General features: G+C 39.2%; 16 protein-coding genes. 12 read left to right on the top strand and 4 right to left on the bottom strand.

Features of this window, described 5'->3' with window-relative positions:
* Window positions 1-49: 49 nt before the first annotated feature.
* Complete coding sequence (locus tag H5090_RS09715) at window positions 50-460, bottom strand: pilin (RefSeq protein ID WP_182695575.1); 411 nt, start codon at window positions 458-460, stop codon at window positions 50-52.
* Window positions 461-944: 484 nt separating this feature from the next.
* On the bottom strand, window positions 945-1,796 hold the full coding sequence (gene nadC / locus H5090_RS09710) for a carboxylating nicotinate-nucleotide diphosphorylase (RefSeq protein ID WP_182695574.1): 852 nt from the start codon (window positions 1,794-1,796) through the stop codon (window positions 945-947).
* A 215-nt stretch (window positions 1,797-2,011) separates the two neighbouring features.
* Here nadC and ampD point away from each other — a divergent pair, with 215 nt between their 5' ends.
* From ampD to H5090_RS09675, 7 genes are all read left to right on the top strand, one after another.
* Window positions 2,012-2,566, top strand: a complete 555-nt coding sequence (ampD, locus tag H5090_RS09705; protein WP_182695573.1) for a 1,6-anhydro-N-acetylmuramyl-L-alanine amidase AmpD — start codon at window positions 2,012-2,014, stop codon at window positions 2,564-2,566.
* A gap of 13 nt (window positions 2,567-2,579) precedes the next feature.
* Window positions 2,580-3,431, top strand: coding sequence for a beta-lactamase regulator AmpE (gene ampE / locus H5090_RS09700; RefSeq protein ID WP_182671424.1), 852 nt, complete (start codon window positions 2,580-2,582; stop codon window positions 3,429-3,431).
* Between the two features lie 352 nt (window positions 3,432-3,783).
* Window positions 3,784-4,533: a pyruvate dehydrogenase complex transcriptional repressor PdhR gene (gene pdhR / locus H5090_RS09695; RefSeq protein WP_002957764.1), complete on the top strand. Its 750-nt coding sequence runs from the start codon at window positions 3,784-3,786 to the stop codon at window positions 4,531-4,533.
* 90 nt (window positions 4,534-4,623) lie between these two features.
* A complete protein-coding gene (gene aceE, locus H5090_RS09690) occupies window positions 4,624-7,290 on the top strand; it encodes a pyruvate dehydrogenase (acetyl-transferring), homodimeric type (RefSeq protein ID WP_002957763.1) in 2,667 nt (888 codons plus the stop codon).
* A gap of 10 nt (window positions 7,291-7,300) precedes the next feature.
* On the top strand, window positions 7,301-9,217 hold the full coding sequence (gene aceF / locus H5090_RS09685; protein WP_182695572.1) for a pyruvate dehydrogenase complex dihydrolipoyllysine-residue acetyltransferase: 1,917 nt from the start codon (window positions 7,301-7,303) through the stop codon (window positions 9,215-9,217).
* A gap of 205 nt (window positions 9,218-9,422) precedes the next feature.
* The gene (lpdA, locus tag H5090_RS09680) at window positions 9,423-10,847 is read left to right on the top strand and encodes a dihydrolipoyl dehydrogenase (protein ID WP_002957761.1); all 1,425 of its coding nucleotides are present in this window, start codon (window positions 9,423-9,425) and stop codon (window positions 10,845-10,847) included.
* Between the two features lie 136 nt (window positions 10,848-10,983).
* On the top strand, window positions 10,984-11,664 hold the full coding sequence (locus H5090_RS09675; protein ID WP_182695571.1) for a tRNA-uridine aminocarboxypropyltransferase: 681 nt from the start codon (window positions 10,984-10,986) through the stop codon (window positions 11,662-11,664).
* Between the two features lie 10 nt (window positions 11,665-11,674).
* Here H5090_RS09675 and H5090_RS09670 read toward each other — a convergent pair whose 3' ends face one another.
* A complete protein-coding gene (locus H5090_RS09670; RefSeq protein ID WP_024604547.1) occupies window positions 11,675-12,190 on the bottom strand; it encodes a hypothetical protein in 516 nt (171 codons plus the stop codon).
* Window positions 12,191-13,126: 936 nt separating this feature from the next.
* Between H5090_RS09670 and H5090_RS09665 the strand changes: the two genes are divergently transcribed.
* Genes H5090_RS09665 through H5090_RS09650 form a run of 4 tightly spaced genes read left to right on the top strand, consistent with a single transcriptional unit; the run spans window position 13,127 to window position 17,760 of the window.
* A complete protein-coding gene (locus H5090_RS09665; protein ID WP_182694322.1) occupies window positions 13,127-14,131 on the top strand; it encodes a Fe(3+) ABC transporter substrate-binding protein in 1,005 nt (334 codons plus the stop codon).
* On the top strand, window positions 14,131-15,762 hold the full coding sequence (locus H5090_RS09660; RefSeq protein ID WP_182695570.1) for an iron ABC transporter permease: 1,632 nt from the start codon (window positions 14,131-14,133) through the stop codon (window positions 15,760-15,762). The genes H5090_RS09665 and H5090_RS09660 overlap by 1 nt, the downstream gene beginning before the upstream one ends.
* Complete coding sequence (locus H5090_RS09655; protein ID WP_024604545.1) at window positions 15,763-16,812, top strand: ABC transporter ATP-binding protein; 1,050 nt, start codon at window positions 15,763-15,765, stop codon at window positions 16,810-16,812.
* Window positions 16,813-16,860: 48 nt separating this feature from the next.
* On the top strand, window positions 16,861-17,760 hold the full coding sequence (locus H5090_RS09650) for a Dyp-type peroxidase (protein ID WP_182671418.1): 900 nt from the start codon (window positions 16,861-16,863) through the stop codon (window positions 17,758-17,760).
* Between the two features lie 7 nt (window positions 17,761-17,767).
* On the opposite strand, the gene argR is transcribed toward H5090_RS09650, so the two are convergent.
* Window positions 17,768-18,235 carry a transcriptional regulator ArgR gene (gene argR / locus H5090_RS09645; RefSeq protein WP_002957753.1) on the bottom strand — a complete coding sequence of 156 codons (468 nt, stop codon included), beginning with the start codon at window positions 18,233-18,235 and terminating at the stop codon, window positions 17,768-17,770.
* 225 nt (window positions 18,236-18,460) lie between these two features.
* Here argR and mdh point away from each other — a divergent pair, with 225 nt between their 5' ends.
* Complete coding sequence (mdh, locus tag H5090_RS09640) at window positions 18,461-19,393, top strand: malate dehydrogenase (RefSeq protein ID WP_002957751.1); 933 nt, start codon at window positions 18,461-18,463, stop codon at window positions 19,391-19,393.
* The last annotated feature ends 45 nt before the right edge of the window (window positions 19,394-19,438 follow it).

Here is a 19,438-nt window from a genome sequence, read left to right as displayed (position 1 = left end):
CACATTAAAAAAGCGCCAAACAAGGCGCTTTTTATTAATCAATAAATGATTAAGATTGTGGGCAGCTTTTAGGAGCTAGTGTTTTATCATCAGCTAAAGTTGTAGCACAAGACCAACCACCAGCATCAGTACGTGTCCAAGTTATTACTGCTTTGTTTACTTGAGTAGGTGCATTCTGTATTGTACATACAATACCGGCAGCAGTTGTTGCAATTAAGCAGTTTTCAGTTTCATCAGGCAAGCCAACTAGTTCATTTGTTGGTGTTTCACCACTGTTTGATGCTATTTCGAAACCTGTTCTACCAGCCGATATTTCAGATAAACCAGCTGTAAGTTTAGCAGTTGCTTGGTAGTTTGAGTATGCAGGCAATGCAATTGCAGCAAGAATACCGATGATTGCTACTACAATCATTAATTCAATTAGGGTGAAACCCTGTTGTTTTTGAGTCATTGTTTTCATGTTTCCTCTCCTAAAGGATAGATTTTTTGTAACTTAAATCACTTAAGCGGCAAAATGCCTCACTCAATTTAACTGATTTACTTTACAGTTTTACTTAAAATTAATTTTATTACACTTTAGCTTTAGAGTATGAAACACAAAAGCCGAATGTGAATTCATTATGTTTAGTACTAATTATAAAAGTTTACTAAGTGCACTACATGTTGTAGCAACAAATAGTATAGGCATAAAGTAAGTAGTTTAGTTGCTTTAGCTTTTAATTATGTTTTTAAAAACTAAAGGCACTAGTTATTTATGACTATCTTTTTAAATAAAATAGTACAACAGAATTAGTCTACCATTTTATTTTAGTATTTAGCACGTATCTTCTTATAAAAAAGCGATTTTATTTAACAATTTGTTACAAAGTAAGCCTTTTGGGTTATTTAATGCTTTTTTACTTAACTTGTCAATTAATTAGCGGTATTAATTACCCATTATTGCTTCATAATTGTTCAAAGCGCATCGATAAATCGATTGATTGTAAGTTTTTTGTTAATGCCCCGCTTGATATAAAATCGACACCTGCTTGTGAATAAGTTTTGAGCGTTTCTAGGGTCATATTGCCTGAAACCTCTAGTTTTGCGCGCTTATTGGTTAAAATTACAGCTTGCTTAATTTGCTCTACGCTAAAGTTGTCTAGCATAATTATGTCGGCGCCAGCTTCAATTGCTTGCTTAAGTTCTGGGAGGGACTCTACTTCTACTTCGACAGGTTTGTTTGGGTGATTTTGTTTAGCTTGAGCAACGGCTTTGTTTATTGTGCCACAAGCCGCTATATGATTTTCTTTAATTAAAAATGCGTCAAATAAACCAATACGATGATTTGCACCCCCACCACATTTTACTGCGTATTTTTGAAGTGCTCTAAGGCCTGGTATGGTTTTGCGTGTATCGAGTAGTTGCGTTGTTGTGCCGCTTAGCTCTTTTACATAATGTGCTGTAGTAGTGGCTGTACCCGATAACGTTTGTACAAAGTTAAGTGCAGTACGCTCGGCAGTTAATATTGAACGAGCTGAACCAGTGGCTGTAAATAATGTGCTGTTTGCTTTAACTGCGTCGCCATCATTAATAAGTACATTAACCTTAACGCTTGGGTCTACTTGTTTAAATACTTCAAGGATGATGTCTTTTCCACAAAAAATGCAGTCTTCGCGGGTAATTACTTTAGCATTTGCGTGCTCGTTTTGTGGGATAAGCTGCGCGGTAATGTCGCCGTCTTGTGCAGTTTGGTAATTTAAATCTTCATCTAAGGCGAGAGTAACAAGTTGGGTAATAAGCGTGTGCGAAATTGACATATGAAGGCTCATAAGTGTTAATAAATTAAGCAAATTTTACTATGTTTAAATAACTAATAGAAGCGCTTTTAAATGAGCAGGGGTTATTACACCTACATATATAGCATGGCTACTAAAAGTAATGCTACTAGCTGAATGTTAGCTAACCGCAATGGCTATCATTCTTTATATAAATCCTTTAGCATCAAGTTTATGTATACCGTGGTATTAAAATAATGCAGATAGATTCAAGCGGAGTTGCCGCTAATATAACGCAGCGGCCCTGTACGCATTTTGATGAGCGCCCTGAAAATACCGATATTTCGCTGTTGGTAATTCATAATATTTCCTTGCCGACTGGGCAATTTGGCACCGAATACGTTGATGCACTGTTTATGGGTGAGATTGACTGTAATGCGCACCCCAGTTTTTGTGATTTAAATGGGCTTAGAGTGTCAGCGCACTGTTTTATAAAACGTACTGGCGAGATTATTCAATATGTGCCATTTAATAAACGCGCGTGGCATGCCGGGCAATCTGAATATGAAGGGCAAAGCGCATGTAATAACTTTAGTATAGGTATTGAGCTTGAAGGTACCGACACTACGCCATACTCTTTAGCGCAATACGAAGTATTAGCTACACTTAGTAAATCTATAATACAACGCTATCCAAAAATTACTCCTTCGCGTATTGTTGGGCATTGCGATATTGCTCCAGGACGTAAAACCGATCCTGGGATTAGCTTTAATTGGCCATTGTTTTTTAATATGCTTGAACAACTAAGTTAAGAGAGTTATTCCCATGATTTTAGTTTCTATAATAATTGCATTAATTCTGGAGCGTTTAGGGGCTCGGTCTAATTACTGGCAGATAAGCTATTACACAAATGGTTATTTAAATCGCTCTAATAAGCTACTAGGTGACAAAGGCTTATTTAGTTCTGCTCCGGGCTTTTTAATTTGGCTGTTACTTCCAGTAATAGCAATAGCGTTTATTTATTGTTTATCTGATTTTGTACTATGGCAGTTAGCTATTAATATTGCTGTGCTTTTGGTTTGCTTTGGTTGTGCCAAGCAGCGTGCTTTATATAAGTCTTACTTAAATGCCTTAACGCGAGATGATGGTACTGCTGCATCTTTATATGCGCTGCAAATAGGTCAAAAGCGTACTGATGATCAAGATGGTGGCGAAACCTTTGGGCAAACATTGGCATGGGTAAACTTTAGATTTTACTGTGCGGTGATTTTTTGGTTTGTTGTTTTAGGTGCGCCAGGCGCGGTTTTATATGCACTGGTACGTACTTTAGCTGATTTAGTACGAGAAGATCATAAAGTAATATTTGCTAAGCGTTTTAAACTTATACATAAACTACTGTTCTGGCTTGACTGGTTGCCTGCACGTATCACCAGCTTTGGCTATTTAGTAATAGGTAACTTTAATAAAGGCACAAGTTGTTGGCTACGTTACGTGCTTAACTTTAAGTCTCCAAATCGCGAAGTAGTAACATGTACTGCACTTGCTGCAGAGCAAGTTGAAAAGCGTTATTACGGCTGTACCTACGAAGCCACGTGTATGATTAAGCTTGTTAAGCGTAATGTATTATTTTACTTAGTACTTATAGCGTTGCTTACATTATTTGGTGGGCTGTCTTAAGTTAATACTTTTTTAATAAAGTACCTTATGCAATGTAAGGTGCTTTAATCTCTTCCTGCAGTTTTTAAGTACAATAAAATAGAGCTAATATTCTAATTTATTCTGGTCAGACCAATTGTTTTCATCCCAAATACGTTATAACAATTTTTGTAAATTGCGCATTGTTTGATCTTCGTTCAAAATGCGTTACGCTACTTTAATTGCTCAAACTACCTGTAAATTGACAGCTAATAGTGTTTTTGATACCGTATTGAAAATTTTTGGTATGACCAATTTACCTTTTGGGTAAATCATACTACTTAAAGCCCCGTTTTATGGGCTCTTGGTATTTATACAACGCGGACGTTGATTCATGTCTTTAAAGATTAAAGCGGCAAAATTATCTGATGTTATTTTACAGCAACTTGAGAATATGATTCTTGAAGGCTCGTTAGCACCAGGTGAAAAGTTGCCACCAGAGCGTGAACTAGCAAAGCAATTTGAAGTGTCTCGCCCGTCACTGCGTGAGGCAATTCAAAAATTAGAAGCGAAAGGTTTAGTTACGCGTCGCCAAGGTGGCGGCACGTTTGTAAAAAATCAGCTCGAAGAAGGGCTTACTGATCCACTTTTTGATTTGATTAGTAAACACCCTGAGTCGCAGTTTGATTTACTTGAATTTCGTCATGCATTAGAAGGGATTGCTGCTTACTACGCAGCACTGCGCGGGACCAGCAACGATTTTAGCAAAGTAAAACAAAGCTTTGATGAAATTGCCTTAGTTAATGATGATTTACAGCAAAAAGCAAAAGCAATTAATGCATTTCACTTTAGCGTGGCAGAAGCCTCGCACAATGTGGTGTTACTGCATTTAGTTAGAGGTATGAAAGCGCTGCTTGAGCAAAATGTATTGCAAAATTTAACTGTTCTATTAAAAAAGTCAGATATTAGCAGTCAGTTAGCCCAACACAGGCGTTTATTAATGGATGCCGTTATTGACGGTAATCCAGAACAAGCCCGTTTAGCAAGTAATGCGCACTTAGCATTTATCGAAGAAGCACTACTTGAAGCAGGCAAAGAACATTCGCGAATTGAACGTAGTTTAAGACGCACTAAACAAAATTAAGTTAGTACATAACTACTTTGAACACACAAATTAAGTAGCTGTGATATTAAATTAACAATATTCGTATTTTAAACATAAGGAAACCTCCATATGTCTGAAGTCAATAAAATTGACGTAGACGCGCTAGAAACACAAGAGTGGTTACAAGCTCTTGAATCAGTTGTGCGCGAAGAAGGTGTTGAACGAGCTCAGTTTTTACTTGAGCAAGTATTAGAGCAAGCCCGTTTAGACGGCGTTGATATGCCAACGGGTATTACCACGAACTACGTTAATACTATTCCTGTAGATCAAGAGCCTGCTTACCCAGGTGATGTAAATCTTGAACGTCGTATTCGTTCAATTATACGTTGGAACGCGATTATGATCGTTCTACGTGCATCTAAAAAAGATCTCGACTTAGGCGGCCATATGGCGTCTTACCAATCATCTGCTGCATTTTATGAAGTGTGTTTTAACCACTTCTTTAAAGCACCAAATGATGTAGACGGTGGTGACTTAGTTTATTACCAAGGTCATATTTCTCCAGGTATCTACGCACGTGCATTTGTTGAAGGTCGTTTATCGGCTGCGCAACTAGATAACTTCCGCCAAGAAGTTGATGGCGAAGGCTTACCATCGTACCCACACCCTAAGTTGATGCCTGAGTTTTGGCAGTTCCCTACGGTATCAATGGGTTTAGGTCCTATTTCATCAATTTATCAAGCACGATTCTTAAAATACTTAGATGGTCGTGGCTTAAAAGACACTAAAAACCAACGTGTATATGCGTTTTTAGGTGACGGTGAAATGGATGAGCCGGAATCGCGTGGTGCTATTTCTTTTGCTGCACGTGAAAAACTAGATAACCTTTGTTATTTAATCAACTGTAACTTACAGCGTTTAGACGGCCCAGTTATGGGTAACGGTAAAATTATTCAAGAGTTAGAAGGCTTGTTTAAAGGCGCTGGCTGGAACGTAATTAAACTTGTATGGGGCAGCGGTTGGGATATTCTGCTTGCTAAAGACACTACAGGTAAATTACTACAATTGATGAACGAAACAATTGATGGTGATTACCAAACTTACAAAGCTAAAGATGGCGCATACGTGCGTGAGCATTTCTTTGGTCGCTACCCTGAAACAGCTGCCCTTGTTGCAGATATGACAGATGACGAAATTTTTGCGCTTAAGCGTGGTGGTCATGAGCCATCAAAACTATTTGCTGCATTTAAAAAAGCAGAAGAAACAAAAGGTCGTCCAACTGTAATTCTTGCTAAAACTGTAAAAGGTTACGGCATGGGTGAAGCAGCTGAAGGTAAAAACATTGCGCACCAAGTGAAAAAAATGGACATGTCGCATGTTGCACATTTACGTTCACGCCTTGGTCTTGATGACTTAGTATCTGAAGAGCAATTAAAAGAATTACCATACCTAGAGCTTGAAGAAGGTTCACCTGAGTACAAGTACCTACATGCGCGTCGTGATGAGCTTAAAGGTTACACACCTAAGCGTATTCCACGTTTTAGTGAAAAACTTACGTTGCCAGAAGTAGATGCATTTAAGCCACTACTTGAAGAGCAAAAGCGTGATATATCTACTACTATGGGCTTTGTTCGTGCACTTAATATCTTATTAAAAGATAAAGGCATTGGTAAAAATATCGTACCAATTATTGCAGATGAAGCGCGTACATTTGGTATGGAAGGTTTATTCCGTCAAATCGGTATTTATAACCCGCATGGCCAAAACTACACGCCACAGGATCGTGATATTGTTTCTTACTATAAAGAAGCAACTTCAGGTCAAGTATTGCAAGAAGGTATCAATGAGTTAGGTGCTATGTCGTCATGGGTTGCTGCTGCAACTTCATACAGCACTAACGATTTACCAATGATCCCATTCTACATTTACTACTCTATGTTTGGTTTCCAACGTGTTGGCGACATGGCATGGATGGCGGGCGATCAACAAGCACGTGGTTTCTTATTAGGTGCTACAGCGGGTCGTACAACGCTAAATGGTGAAGGCTTACAACACGAAGATGGTCACAGCCACATTCTTGCAAACACGGTTCCTAACTGTGTTTCTTATGACCCAACTTACGCGTTTGAAGTTGCAGTTATTGTACAAGACGGTATTCGTCGTATGTACGGTGACGACCAAGAAAATATTTACTACTACCTAACGCTTATGAACGAAAACTACCATCAGCCAGCTATGCCAGAAGGCGCTGAAGAAGGTATTCGTAAAGGTATTTACAAGCTTGAAAGTTACGAAGGTAAAAAAGCCAACGTACAGCTATTAAGCTCAGGTACTATTATGACTGAAGTGCGCAAAGCTGCTTCAATCTTAAGCGAAGAATATGGTATTGCATCAGATGTTTACTCAGTAACATCTTTCAATGAGCTAACGCGTGATGGTCAAGATGTTGAGCGTTTCAACATGCTTAATCCTGAAAGCGAGCAAAAAACAGCATTTATCACAAGCGTATTAAACGACTCTGTGACTGTTGCAGCAACGGATTACATGAAAAACTACGCAGAACAAGCGCGTTCATTCATTCCAAGCAGCAACTACAAAGTGTTAGGTACAGATGGTTACGGTCGTTCTGATAGCCGTGAAAACCTACGTCGTCACTTTGAAGTTAACGCAAGCTACGTTGTTGTTGCTACGTTATCTGAACTTGCTAAACGCGGTGAAGTTGAGAAGTCAGTAGTTGTTGAAGCACTTAAAAAGTTCAACATCGACACTAACAAACTTAACCCACTGTACGCATAAGAGGTTTGCAATGAGTATTGAAATTAAAGTACCTGATATTGGTGACGACGAAGTAGAAGTAACCGAAATATTAGTAAGCGTTGGCGATAAAGTAGATGTTGACCAATCATTACTAAATGTTGAAGGTGACAAAGCATCAATGGAAATACCTGCTTCTCAAGCGGGGACTGTAAAAGAGATTAAAGTTAACGTTGGCGACACCGTTACAACAGGCTCTTTAGTATTTTTGTTTGAAGGCGAGAGTGAAGGCACTGATGAGGAAAATACATCAGCCGCTGCTCCAGCTAAATCTGAAGAAGCAGCACCAGCTGCTTCTACAGGTTCTTCAATTAAAGAAGTAACTGTACCAGATATTGGCGATGATGAAGTTGAAGTAACTGAAATCATGGTTGCTGTTGGTGACACCGTTGAAGAAGAGCAATCTATCTTAAACGTGGAAGGCGATAAGGCAGCAATGGAAGTTCCAGCTCCATTTGCCGGTACAGTTAAAGAAATTAAAGTAGCCGCTGGCGACACAGTTAAAACTGGCTCGTTAGTGTTTGTTTTTGAAGTAGCAGGAAGTGAATCTGCAGCACCGGCTAAAGAGTCGGCTCCTGTAGAAGCGCCAGCTGAGAGCTCAACAGCAAGTTCAGCACCAAGCACTAAAGAAGTTAATGTGCCTGATATTGGTGGCGATGAAGTTGAAGTAACTGAAATTATGGTTGCCGTTGGCGACGAGGTTTCAGAAGATCAATCAATCTTAAACGTTGAAGGCGACAAAGCTGCAATGGAAGTACCAGCTCCATTTGCAGGTACAGTTAAAGAAATTAAAGTAGCCGCTGGCGATAAAGTATCGACTGGTTCATTAATTTTTGTATTTGAAGTTGCAGGCAGTGCGCCAGCGGCATCTGCACCAGCTGAAAAATCAGCACCTGCAGCAGCGGCTAAAACAGAGTCAGCACCGGCTCAAGCGGCACCTGCAAAAGCAAGTAATGAAAGCTTCACAGAAAACAGCGCGTATGCTCATGCATCACCCGTTGTTCGCCGTTTAGCGCGTGAGTTTGGTATTAACCTAGCTAACGTTAAAGGCACTGGTCGCAAAGCCCGTATAGTTAAAGAAGACGTGAAAAACTACGTTAAAAACCTAGTTAAGCAAGTTGAATCTGGTCAATTATCTGCAGGCAGTAGCGCAGGTGGTAGTGAGCTTGGTCTTATTCCATGGCCTAAAGTAGATTTTGCTAAATTTGGTGAAATTGAAGAGAAAAAACTGTCTCGCATTCAAAAGCTATCAGGTAAAAACTTACACCGTAACTGGGTACAAATCCCACATGTTACACAGTTTGATGAAGCTGATATCACAAGTCTTGAAGTATTCCGTAAAGAGCAAAATGCACTTAGCGAGAAGAAAAAGCTTGGCGTTAAAATCACACCACTTGTGTTTGTGATGAAAGCAGCGGCTAAAGCACTTGCAGACTTCCCAACATTTAACTCTTCACTGTCTAGCGACGGCGAAAGTTTAATTCTTAAGAAGTACATTAACATCGGTGTTGCTGTTGATACGCCAAATGGTTTAGTAGTGCCAGTGTTTAAAGATGTTGATAAAAAAGGCATTATTGAATTATCACGTGAACTAATGGAAGTATCTGTTAAAGCACGTGACGGTAAGCTTACATCGTCTGATATGCAAGGTGGCTGTTTTACTATCTCTAGCCTTGGCGGTATCGGCGGTACGGCATTTACGCCAATTGTTAATGCGCCAGAAGTTGCTATTTTAGGTGTATCTAAATCTGAAATGAAACCTAAATGGAATGGCAAAGAGTTTGAACCAAAACTAATGGTTCCGCTGTCTATGTCATACGACCATAGGGTTATTGACGGAGCATTAGCTGCACGCTTTACTGTGACTCTTGCAAGTTACATGAGCGATATTCGCCAGTTGGTGATGTAACCAGTTTAGTAAAATTGGTATACGCAATAAAATAAATAGAATCAAATCCCAGCCAGTTGTTTTTAGCTGGGATTTTTACCATTTGCAATGATACAATCTTTGTACGAATTGCATCACTTTGTGCGCTGCTCACTCTTTCTGCCTTGCAGAAACATGGCAGTTAAATTTTAGGGCAGTGTCCCGTTCAAACAATTAAGGTAAAAGCATGAGCAACGAATTAAAAACTCAAGTTGTTGTACTAGGCGGTGGTCCTGGTGGTTATTCTGCGGCTTTCCGTGCTGCTGACTTGGGCTTAGAAGTTACATTAGTAGAATCTCGCGAAACATTAGGTGGCGTATGTCTTAATGTTGGTTGTATTCCTTCTAAAGCACTTTTACACGTAGCTAAAGTGATTGATGACGCAGCAGAAATGTCATCTCACGGTGTTACTTTTGGCGCACCAAAAATCGATCTTGACCAAGTTCGTACTTGGAAAGATTCAGTAGTTGGCCAGTTAACTGGTGGACTAGAAGGCATGGCCAAAATGCGTAAAGTGAAAGTTGTATCTGGATACGGCAAATTCACTGGCAGCAATACTTTAGTAGTTGAAGGCGCAGACGGCGCTACAACTATCACGTTTGATAACGCGATTATTGCAGCAGGTTCTAAACCAGTTAACTTACCTTTCATCCCAGAAGATGACCGTGTAATTGATTCAACTGGTGCATTAGAACTTAAAGACGTACCAGAAAAACTACTTGTACTTGGTGGTGGCATTATCGGTCTTGAAATGGGTACGGTTTACCGTGCGCTAGGTTCTGCAATTGATGTTGTAGAATTTGCTGATCAATTAGTACCAGCAGCTGATAAAGACATTATCAAAATTTACCAAAAATACGTAAGCAAAAAATTCAACGTAATGCTTTCAACTAAAGTTGTTGGTGTTGAAGCTAAAGAAGACGGCTTATACGTAACGTTTGAAGGTAAAAACGCACCAGCAGAACCAGTACGTTACGACAAAGTACTTGTTGCAGTTGGCCGTACTCCAAACGGTAACTTACTTGATGCTGAAAAAGCGGGCGTAAACGTTGATGAGCGTGGCTTTATTAATGTTGATAAGCAATTACGTACTAACGTAAGCCATATTTTTGCAATTGGTGACTTAGTTGGACAGCCTATGCTTGCGCATAAAGCGGTTCATGAAGGTCATGTTGCTGCAGAAGTTATTTCTGGTCAGAAGCATTTCTTCGACCCTAAATGTATTCCTTCAATAGCGTATACAGACCCAGAAATCGCTTGGGTAGGTGTTACTGAGAAAGAAGCAAAAGAGCAAGGCTTAAAAGTTGAAACTGCGGTATTCCCGTGGGCAGCATCTGGTCGTGCAATTGCATCTGCTCGTACTGAAGGTTCTACTAAACTTATCTTTGATAAAGAAAGTGGCCGTATAATCGGTGGTGCTATGATCGGTATTAACGCGGGCGAAATGCTTGGCGAAATCGGTTTAGGTATTGAAATGGGTGCTGATGGTGAAGACTTAGCGCTTACAATTCATGCTCACCCAACATTGAATGAATCAATCGGCCTTGCAGCTGAAATTTTTGAAGGTTCAATCACTGATTTACCAAACAAAAAAGCAGCTAAAAAGAAGTAATTTAACTTTTTAGTATTTGCTTAAAAAACCCAACTTCGGTTGGGTTTTTTTATGTCTATTTTTAACTTAGATAAATATAAGATTAAATAACAAGAAGTCGTTACAATGCGCGCTTAATTAATTGAAGGTAAATACAGTGAAAAACTCAGTTTTAGCATTACGCGCTCAACAAATAAGTGAATCTCGTCGAGAGTTTAATGCTCGAGGCGGTAAATTAGATCGCTGTGAACAATGCCTGATTGCTAAGCACTACTGTATTTGCAAAGGTGTTGAGCATGCAGATTGTAAGGCCGCTGTGTGCTTACTGATGTATCATAATGAAAGCTTTAAACCTTCTAATACAGGGCGTTTAATTGCTGAAATAGTGCCAGATAACCACGCATTTAGATGGGATAGAACAGATCCTCACCCCGCTCTTTTAGCTTTAATAAATGATTCGCAGTATCAGCCTATGGTCGTCTTTCCCGCAGAAGATGTAGAAGAGGGCAGAGCCATTACAGAAGTGAGTATTGAATCAGGTAAAAAGCCGCTATTTATATTCTTAGATGGTACGTGGCGCGAAGCTAAAAAAATGATTCGCAAAAGCCCTTATTTAGATAACTTGCCTGTACTTTCTGTTACTGCTGATAAACTATCTGATTACCGATTACGTGTAGCCCCTCATGCGCATCAACTAGGCACTGCTGAAGTGGCTATTATGGTATTAGCACTTGCGGGCGAAATGGATGCATCGACAAAATTAGAGCAGCATTTTATTAAGTTTCGTGATGCGTATTTATTGGGTAAGCGCAATAAAGGCCGACCGCTAGAAGGTTAATTTTACGAAGTTAAGCAAATGCTTGCTGATTTTTTAAGTGAGCAAGTGCTTTATTTTGAATTGCTCTGAAGCCTTCTTCAGATGTTAATTGTAAAACAGTATTATACAATTGACTTATACTATTATGCACTTGAATAAACGAGATACAGTCTTCACCAATCATTTCTTTTGCTTCTTCAACTCGTTTTAAAAAGTAGCAGTTAATGTCTATTTTGCCATTAAATTGAGTCGTTGCAATTGCGTCTGCTATTCTATTAAGTTGATAACTAAACTCATCAGGTCGAGCACCTTCACCCCACTTGCTAATACGAATGTCGCGTTCTAACTGAATAATTTCGTTAAGTATATTTTTAAACTCACTCATTGGCATATTTAAAAAGTTATAACCTTTGGGGTTAAATAAAGCTTTATAGGGATTTTCGCTGGGGGTTTGGGCACTAAATACACCAATTGGTTTTGCTGTACTTGCGTCTGATACTTTACATAAAAAGGTATTACTTTGAGATGTTTTAAAATTCATATCCATTGAGTATTTATGATCCTTGCGTTATTTAGTTATCGGCGCAATTAATAAAAAACTTAGCGAAATTTAAAATATTAATAAAGTATTTTAAGGTCTTAGCATTGATTTGCTGTGACGCGATATTACTCAGTAAAGATTAGTGATAGTTGCTCAGTGCTTTACTCACCCAAATTTTAGGCAAAGAAAAGCGCGCTCTATCTCTAGGCGCGCTTGCGGAATCTTCTAATTTTCTGCATCCTGCAATTGAACTTAATCAACTCCAATTTTCACTAATCCATGTTTATTACTATATTACTTTTTAGTTCTATGTAATGTAGACCGTCCGGGCCTGTATCCTTTAATTCCTAAACATCCTGTAGGGTAAATACTATTACCAAATCCTTAATTACACTTCCTAGCGTATCCTTGTTTTAACCAATCCCTTGTGTTGCCTTAAAGGCCTGTCCATTTATTCCTTCAACATCCTGTTGAACAACTTAGCCTTGTTGTTATCCTTTTCGCATCTTCCTGACGCTGTCCTTTTTACAACATTGCGTTGTGATACTCATCCTGAGCCTGTCCTAAAGTCCGTGTTGTCCTGATAACCTAATCATTGGTTGGTTGAGTAAGCAGTCCATTTCCTTTTACTCAATAAGCGTCATTGCTTGGTTGATGCGTAAATTATAGTGCAATAGAGCAACTAAAATAGAGATAAAACTACATTCAATTAGTGTTTTTGCAATAGTAATAAAAATAAATTTCATATAATTCATGTGTTTAACTGTTTTTAGGTTGTTTTTTATCTTGTTTTTTACTCATTAGCTGTCACATCCGTAAGACATCTCTTACACCGTATTTCCTTTTTGGGCGTTATTTACATATTTACATTTATTTAAAGTGTGCACTTTTAGAATGAGCACGGTAGAATTCGTTGATAATAATAGTTATTTAGGTGGAATAATGAAGAAAGTATTTGCACTTGTTTTAGGGGTAGTTGCATCGGCACCAGTCTTTGCAAACGATGTTGTTAACATCTACTCTTTTCGTCAACCGTTTTTAATTCAGCCAATTTTAGAAGATTTTACAAAGCAAACAGGCATAAAAACCAATGTTGTTTTTGCTAAAAAAGGGCTAATTGAGCGTGTTAAACGCGAAGGCAAGCACAGTAAAGCTGATTTAGTATTAACCTCTAACTTTAGCGCGCTTATTCAATTAGAAGATTTAAAATTAACACAAACTATAAAAAGTGACAGTGTAAATAATAATGTTCCAGCCGCCTTTCGTGACGGTGATGGCCAATGGGTTGCGCTTACTAAGCGAGTGCGTAATGTATATTCATCAAAAGAGCGAGTTGGTGAGTTACCTAAGCTCACTTATGAAGATTTAGCAGACTCTAAATACAAAGGACAAATTTGTACGCGCTCTGGCAAACATCCATATAATTTAGGTTTAGTGGCTTCTATGATTGCACACCATGGTGAAGCGCAAACTAAAGAGTGGCTTGAAGGTGTTAAGGCTAATTTAGCACGCAAGCCCCAAGGTAACGATCGTGCTCAAGTTAAAGCTGTTAAAGAAGGTTTATGTAACTTGGCATTAGGTAATAGTTACTACCTTGGCAAAATGCTAGAAGATAAAGAACAAAAAGGTTGGGCAGAGGCCGTAAATATTAACTTTCCGAATCAAGTTAATCGTGGCTCACATATAAATGTATCGGGTGCGGTTATTACCAAATACGCTAAAAACCCTGAAAATGCATTAAAGCTCATCGAGTATATGACCGACAGCAAAGCACAAAACATGTATGCCTCATTAAATATGGAGTATCCAGTTAAGTCGGGTGTTGAATTATCAACTTTGGTTGCCTCTTGGGGTAGCTTTAAAGAAGACAGCTTGCCACTTGATGAGATTAGTAAATATCGTCCGTTAGCACTTAAGCTAATTGATGAGGTGAAGTTCGATCTTTAATGACTAATAAATTTAAGCTGTCTAAATGGCAGCTCTTTGCATGGTCGACTGGCTTAATACTATCGGCCCCGTTGTTTTTTCTTCTTTTTGAATCTCTACAAGGTAGCTCTGAGGTGTTTTCTCACCTGTGGGATACCGTGCTTTGGGATTACATAACCAATACCGTATTGTTAGTTTTAGGTGTTTGCGTCCTTAGCTGCGCCATAGCTTTGCCACTTGGGTGGCTAACGGCTTACTGTAGTTTCCCGGGTAAAAAACAGTTTGAATGGGCACTTATGCTACCCCTTGCTATGCCCACCTATATTATTGCCTATGTATACACTGATTTATTAGATTATGCGGGCCCGGTGCAAATAGCGCTGAGAGAATGGTTTGGCTGGCAATCGCCTAGCGACTATTGGTTTTTTGATATACGTACATTACCCGGCGCCATCGTTATGATTGCCTTGGTGCTTTACCCGTATTTATTTTTAATTTTTAAAACGGCCCTTCGCGAGCAGTCATTCAAATTAGTACAAGCTAGCCAGTTAATGGGGCTATCTCCTTGGCAAAGCTTTTTTAAAGTCAGTTTAGTGCTCTCTCGTGGGGCAATTGTGGCGGCTCTTGCGCTTATAAGTATGGAAACCATGGCTGACTTTGCAACAGTGAGTTATTTTGCCGTAAGTACATTAACAACCGCCGTATACGATACGTGGTTTGGTTATTACTCACTTACAGCGGCCGCTAAAATATCGGGTGTGATGTTATTACTGTTATTTTTAGCATTAATGGCAGAGCGCTTTAGTCGCCGAAACCAAGCGGTATTTGAGCGCCAATCAAGCGTAAATAGTGAATCTCTCTATGTATTAAAAGGAAAGTCTGCTTGGCTCGCAACGGCATTTTGTAGCTTTATTTTACTTATCGCTTTTGTAATGCCTATTGCAGTACTTATAAATTACGCCATTACCTACTTTGATAAAGCATGGAATGTTGAGTTTTTTAGTTACGCTTGGCAAAGTTTAAAAGTGGCAGGGGTTGTAAGTGTTATAACCATTACATTGAGTGTTTTTGTGGTTTTTTATCAGCGTGTTGCAAAGCAAGCGTATCCGCTTATTCCTGGTCGTTTAGCAAGCACAGGTTATGCGTTGCCAGGAACTGTACTCGCTATTGCGGTTTTATTACCTCTTACATTGTTAGAGAACACTATTAACACAGCACTCGAGCCGTATAACTTAGACATTGGCTTACTGCTTACAGGTAGCATTCTTACTATTATTATTGCTTATATTGTTAGGTTTTACGCCATTGCACACGGAGCAATTGAGTCGAGTTTTTTACGTATTAGTCCATCACTTGATATGGCAAGCCAATCAATGGGTAAAAGCCAAGGGCAAACGCTGCGTTTAGTGCATCTACCTTTACTGCGAAGAGGATTGCTCACTGCTGCCTTATTGGTATTTATTGAGTGTATGAAAGAGTTGCCAGCTGCGCTATTGCTCAGACCGTTTAATTTTGAAAGCTTAGCTACTCATGTATTTCAGTATGTGAGTGATGAGCAATTAGAGCTTGCTTCAATATCTGCATTATTTATTGTTATTGTTGGGTTTATTCCTTTGTATTTTATTAATCGTTCTATGGAGCAGCGTAGTTAAATGAGTAGTTTAATTTTACAAGGCGTGAGCTATCACTATAACGGCACAAAGGTTATTCACGATTTAGATTTAACAGTGGGTAAAGATGAAATTGTTTGCCTACTCGGGGCGAGTGGATGCGGCAAAACAACCACATTAAAGGCGATTGCAGGTTTAATTGAAGCCAAGCAAGGGTCTATTTTTATAGACGGTAAATTAGTGAGTGATGAGCAATCTTTTGTCTCACCTGAGCATCGTAACATCGGCATGATGTTTCAAGATTATGCGTTGTTTCCGCATTTAACGGTGGCAAATAATATTGCATTCGGGCTTAGTAATATGAGCAAAGCTCAAAAGCAGCAACGCGTTGATGAAATGCTTAAGCTTGTACATTTAATTGGCTGTGCTGACAGGTTTCCACACCAGTTATCGGGTGGCCAACAGCAACGCGTCGCTATCGCTCGTGCATTAGCTTATAAACCTAGTTTATTACTCCTTGATGAGCCTTTTTCAAACATCGACACACAAGTGCGCTTTGAATTAATTGCCGATATACGTCGAATTATTAAAGCAACTCAAGTATCTGCTGTATTTGTTACACATTCAAAAGAAGAGGCATTTGCCTTTTCAGATACACTGGCCATTATGCATCGCGGTAAAATTGAGCAACAAGGCACGCCTGAGCAGCTTTTTGCAGCTCCATGTTCAAAGGAGGTTGCAGAGTTTCTGGGTCAGGGCATATACTTAAGCGCAGAAGTGTTAACCGCAACTGAATATAAAACACCATTTGGTTTAGTCGAATCTTATGTTGAGAGTAAGCATAATGTAAGTGCAGGGCTTATATATGTGCGCCCTCATCAAATAGAATTAGTGGCAGATAACCAAAGTGACAAATTCAGCAAGCGAGCTACAATCATAAGTCGTCGCTTTATTGGTTCGGCGTATGTTTATTCGCTTGTTATTGATGAACAAGAAATTGAAGTTGCTGCACAATATGGCCAGTCATTTGAAAATAATGATCAGGTTATAATAAAAATAAAACCTCACACGGTGAATTTTTTCGAATCGTAATTAATTTGTTATTCGCTGTGTTTTTATCTGTAAAACTAAGGAATAACAATGGCGCAAGCGCAATCAGGGATTTGTGCTGAAGCAAACTTACACGGTTTGCACTTATTTTTTAATGTGTTTGATGGTCAAGACGAATCACTTCGCGCAAAGTTAAAACAAGTAAGCGCTATAGAAGAAGAGTTTAGCGATCAATTTTCAGAATCAATGCTCTCTTGTATGGTTGCTATTGGTGCGCAATACTGGCCGCATATCCTCCCTGAATACATTCCAAGCGAATTACAGAGCTTTCCCAATATAACCCATAGCGATCACCAAATGAGCGTACAACCGTGCGATTTATTTGTGCAAATTCGCTCTGACCGTGAAGATGTTAACCATTTATTTGCGCTGCAAATTTTAAAATTATTTGCCCCCGATGTAGAGCTGGTGGAGCAAATTCGGAATTTTCGCTTTTTAGATGGACGTGATTTTAACGGTTTTATTTATGGTGGCGACACCGCACATGGAAGAAAAAAGCGCGCTACGGCTTTAATCAGCAACCCTGGTAGCTTTGAAGATCAGGGGAGTTATATTCATGTTCAGCGTTATAAACATGATTTAACTATGTGGCAGCATTTATCATTGAGTGAGCAAGAGCAAATAATGGGACGTACGCGTCTTGATAACACGCTAATTACCCCAGCGATCGAAACCAGCCATGCTTCGCGAAGTGAGCTAAAAGACGAAGACGGACAACCGCTACTATTAAATCAAAGCATGCCTTATGGCGACGTGTATGAGCAGGGAATGTTATCAATTACATGCGCTTGTACGGGCACCGCATTTGAAAAAGTACTTAATAGTCGTTTAGGGGAAGGGGATTGCTACGACCACTGGCTTGATTTTACTCAAGCCGATATGGGCTCTGCTTTCTTTGCACCTTCAATAGGGTTTTTAAAACAAATTTAGTTTGCTATTAAACTGTATCAAATAAAATGCGAACACGTTCAAGTGTTACATCTATTTCAGATATTTTAGCAGGAGCGATAAAAATAGTGTCATCGCCGGCAATTGTTCCTAGTACGCCATCTGCTTTACCTAATGAATCTAATAAACGTGCAATAAGCTGAGCAGCACCTGGGCTGGTACGAATGATGATCATCATTTCGTTGTGCATAATGTCGATTACTAATTGGCGTAATGGGCTTTTAGCCGTAGGTACACCCATTTCAGCAGGTAAGCAGTAAACCATTTCTTGTTTGGCATTACGTGTGCGTACAGCGCCAAATTTACTTAACATGCGTGATACTTTACTTTGGCTTATATTGTCAAAACCTTGATCTTTTAACGCATCAACTATTTCGCCTTGAGAGCCAAAATTTTCTTCTTTTAATAGTGATTTAAATGCTTTTACCAGTGCTTCTTGTTTATCTTGTGGTTGCATAGTCTTTATTCGTTTTTGTTATTTATGCCGCAAATTCTACACAAAAATGAATAATTATGCAGCAGTTGTTTAGTTAACTTGCCAGTTTGATGCGTTAAATCACATAAGTTTACGACTATGGTCGAAAATATACTTGAAATAGACAGGATAAATTTGTTTTTAGTCGCTAATTTCATTATCTTAAGAGCCACAAATGTTTCCTACCTCAAATTACGGAGAATTCCAATGAAAGTTGCTGTATTAGGTGCTGCAGGCGGTATCGGCCAAGCGTTGTCTTTATTATTAAAAACAGGCTTACCAGCTGGCTCTGAATTATCACTTTATGATGTTGCACCAGTAGTACCAGGTGTTGCGGTTGACCTTTCTCACATCCCAACAGATGTTAAAGTTGCAGGCTTTGGCGCAGACGATTTAAATAAAGCGCTTGAAGGCTCTGACATCGTTCTTATCCCAGCGGGTATGCCGCGTAAACCAGGTATGGATCGTGCTGATTTATTCAATGTAAATGCTGGCATCATCAAAACGTTAGCAGAAGGCATTGTTGCCAGCTGTCCTAAAGCGTTAGTAGGTATTATTACTAACCCAGTAAATGGCACAGTTCCAATTGTTGCTGAAGTATTCAAAAAAGCAGGTACTTACGACGCTAAACGCGTATTCGGTATTACTACGCTTGACGTTATTCGTTCAGAAGCATTTGTTGCTGAACTTAAAGGCGTAGACGTAGCAACTGTAAAAGTACCAGTAATTGGTGGTCACTCAGGCACAACTATTCTGCCTCTACTTTCTCAAGTTGAAGGTGTTTCTTTCACTGATGAAGAAGTTGCTGCACTTACTCCACGTATCCAAAATGCGGGTACTGAAGTTGTAAATGCTAAAGCAGGCGGTGGTTCAGCTACGCTATCTATGGGTGCTGCTGCAGCTCGTTTTTGTATGTCTTTAGTTAAAGGCCTACAAGGTGAAGAAGTTGTAGATTACGCTTACGTTGCTGTTGAAAATGGCGATGCAGAGTACTTTGCACATCCAGTACGTTTAGGTAAAAACGGCGTAGAAGAAATTCTTTCTTACGGCGAACTAAGCGCATTTGAAACAAAAGCAAAAAATGACATGCTTGAAACTCTGAAAAAAGACATCAAAGAAGGTGTTGATTTCATGGCGTAATAGCCGCTTTAAGCAACAAAAAAGCCTGCATTTGCAGGCTTTTTT

Origin of the sequence: Pseudoalteromonas sp. SR43-5 (genome assembly GCF_014163835.1) — a bacterium.
Lineage (GTDB): Bacteria > Pseudomonadota > Gammaproteobacteria > Enterobacterales > Alteromonadaceae > Pseudoalteromonas > Pseudoalteromonas distincta.
This window is presented reverse-complemented; position numbering and strand designations above follow the sequence as displayed.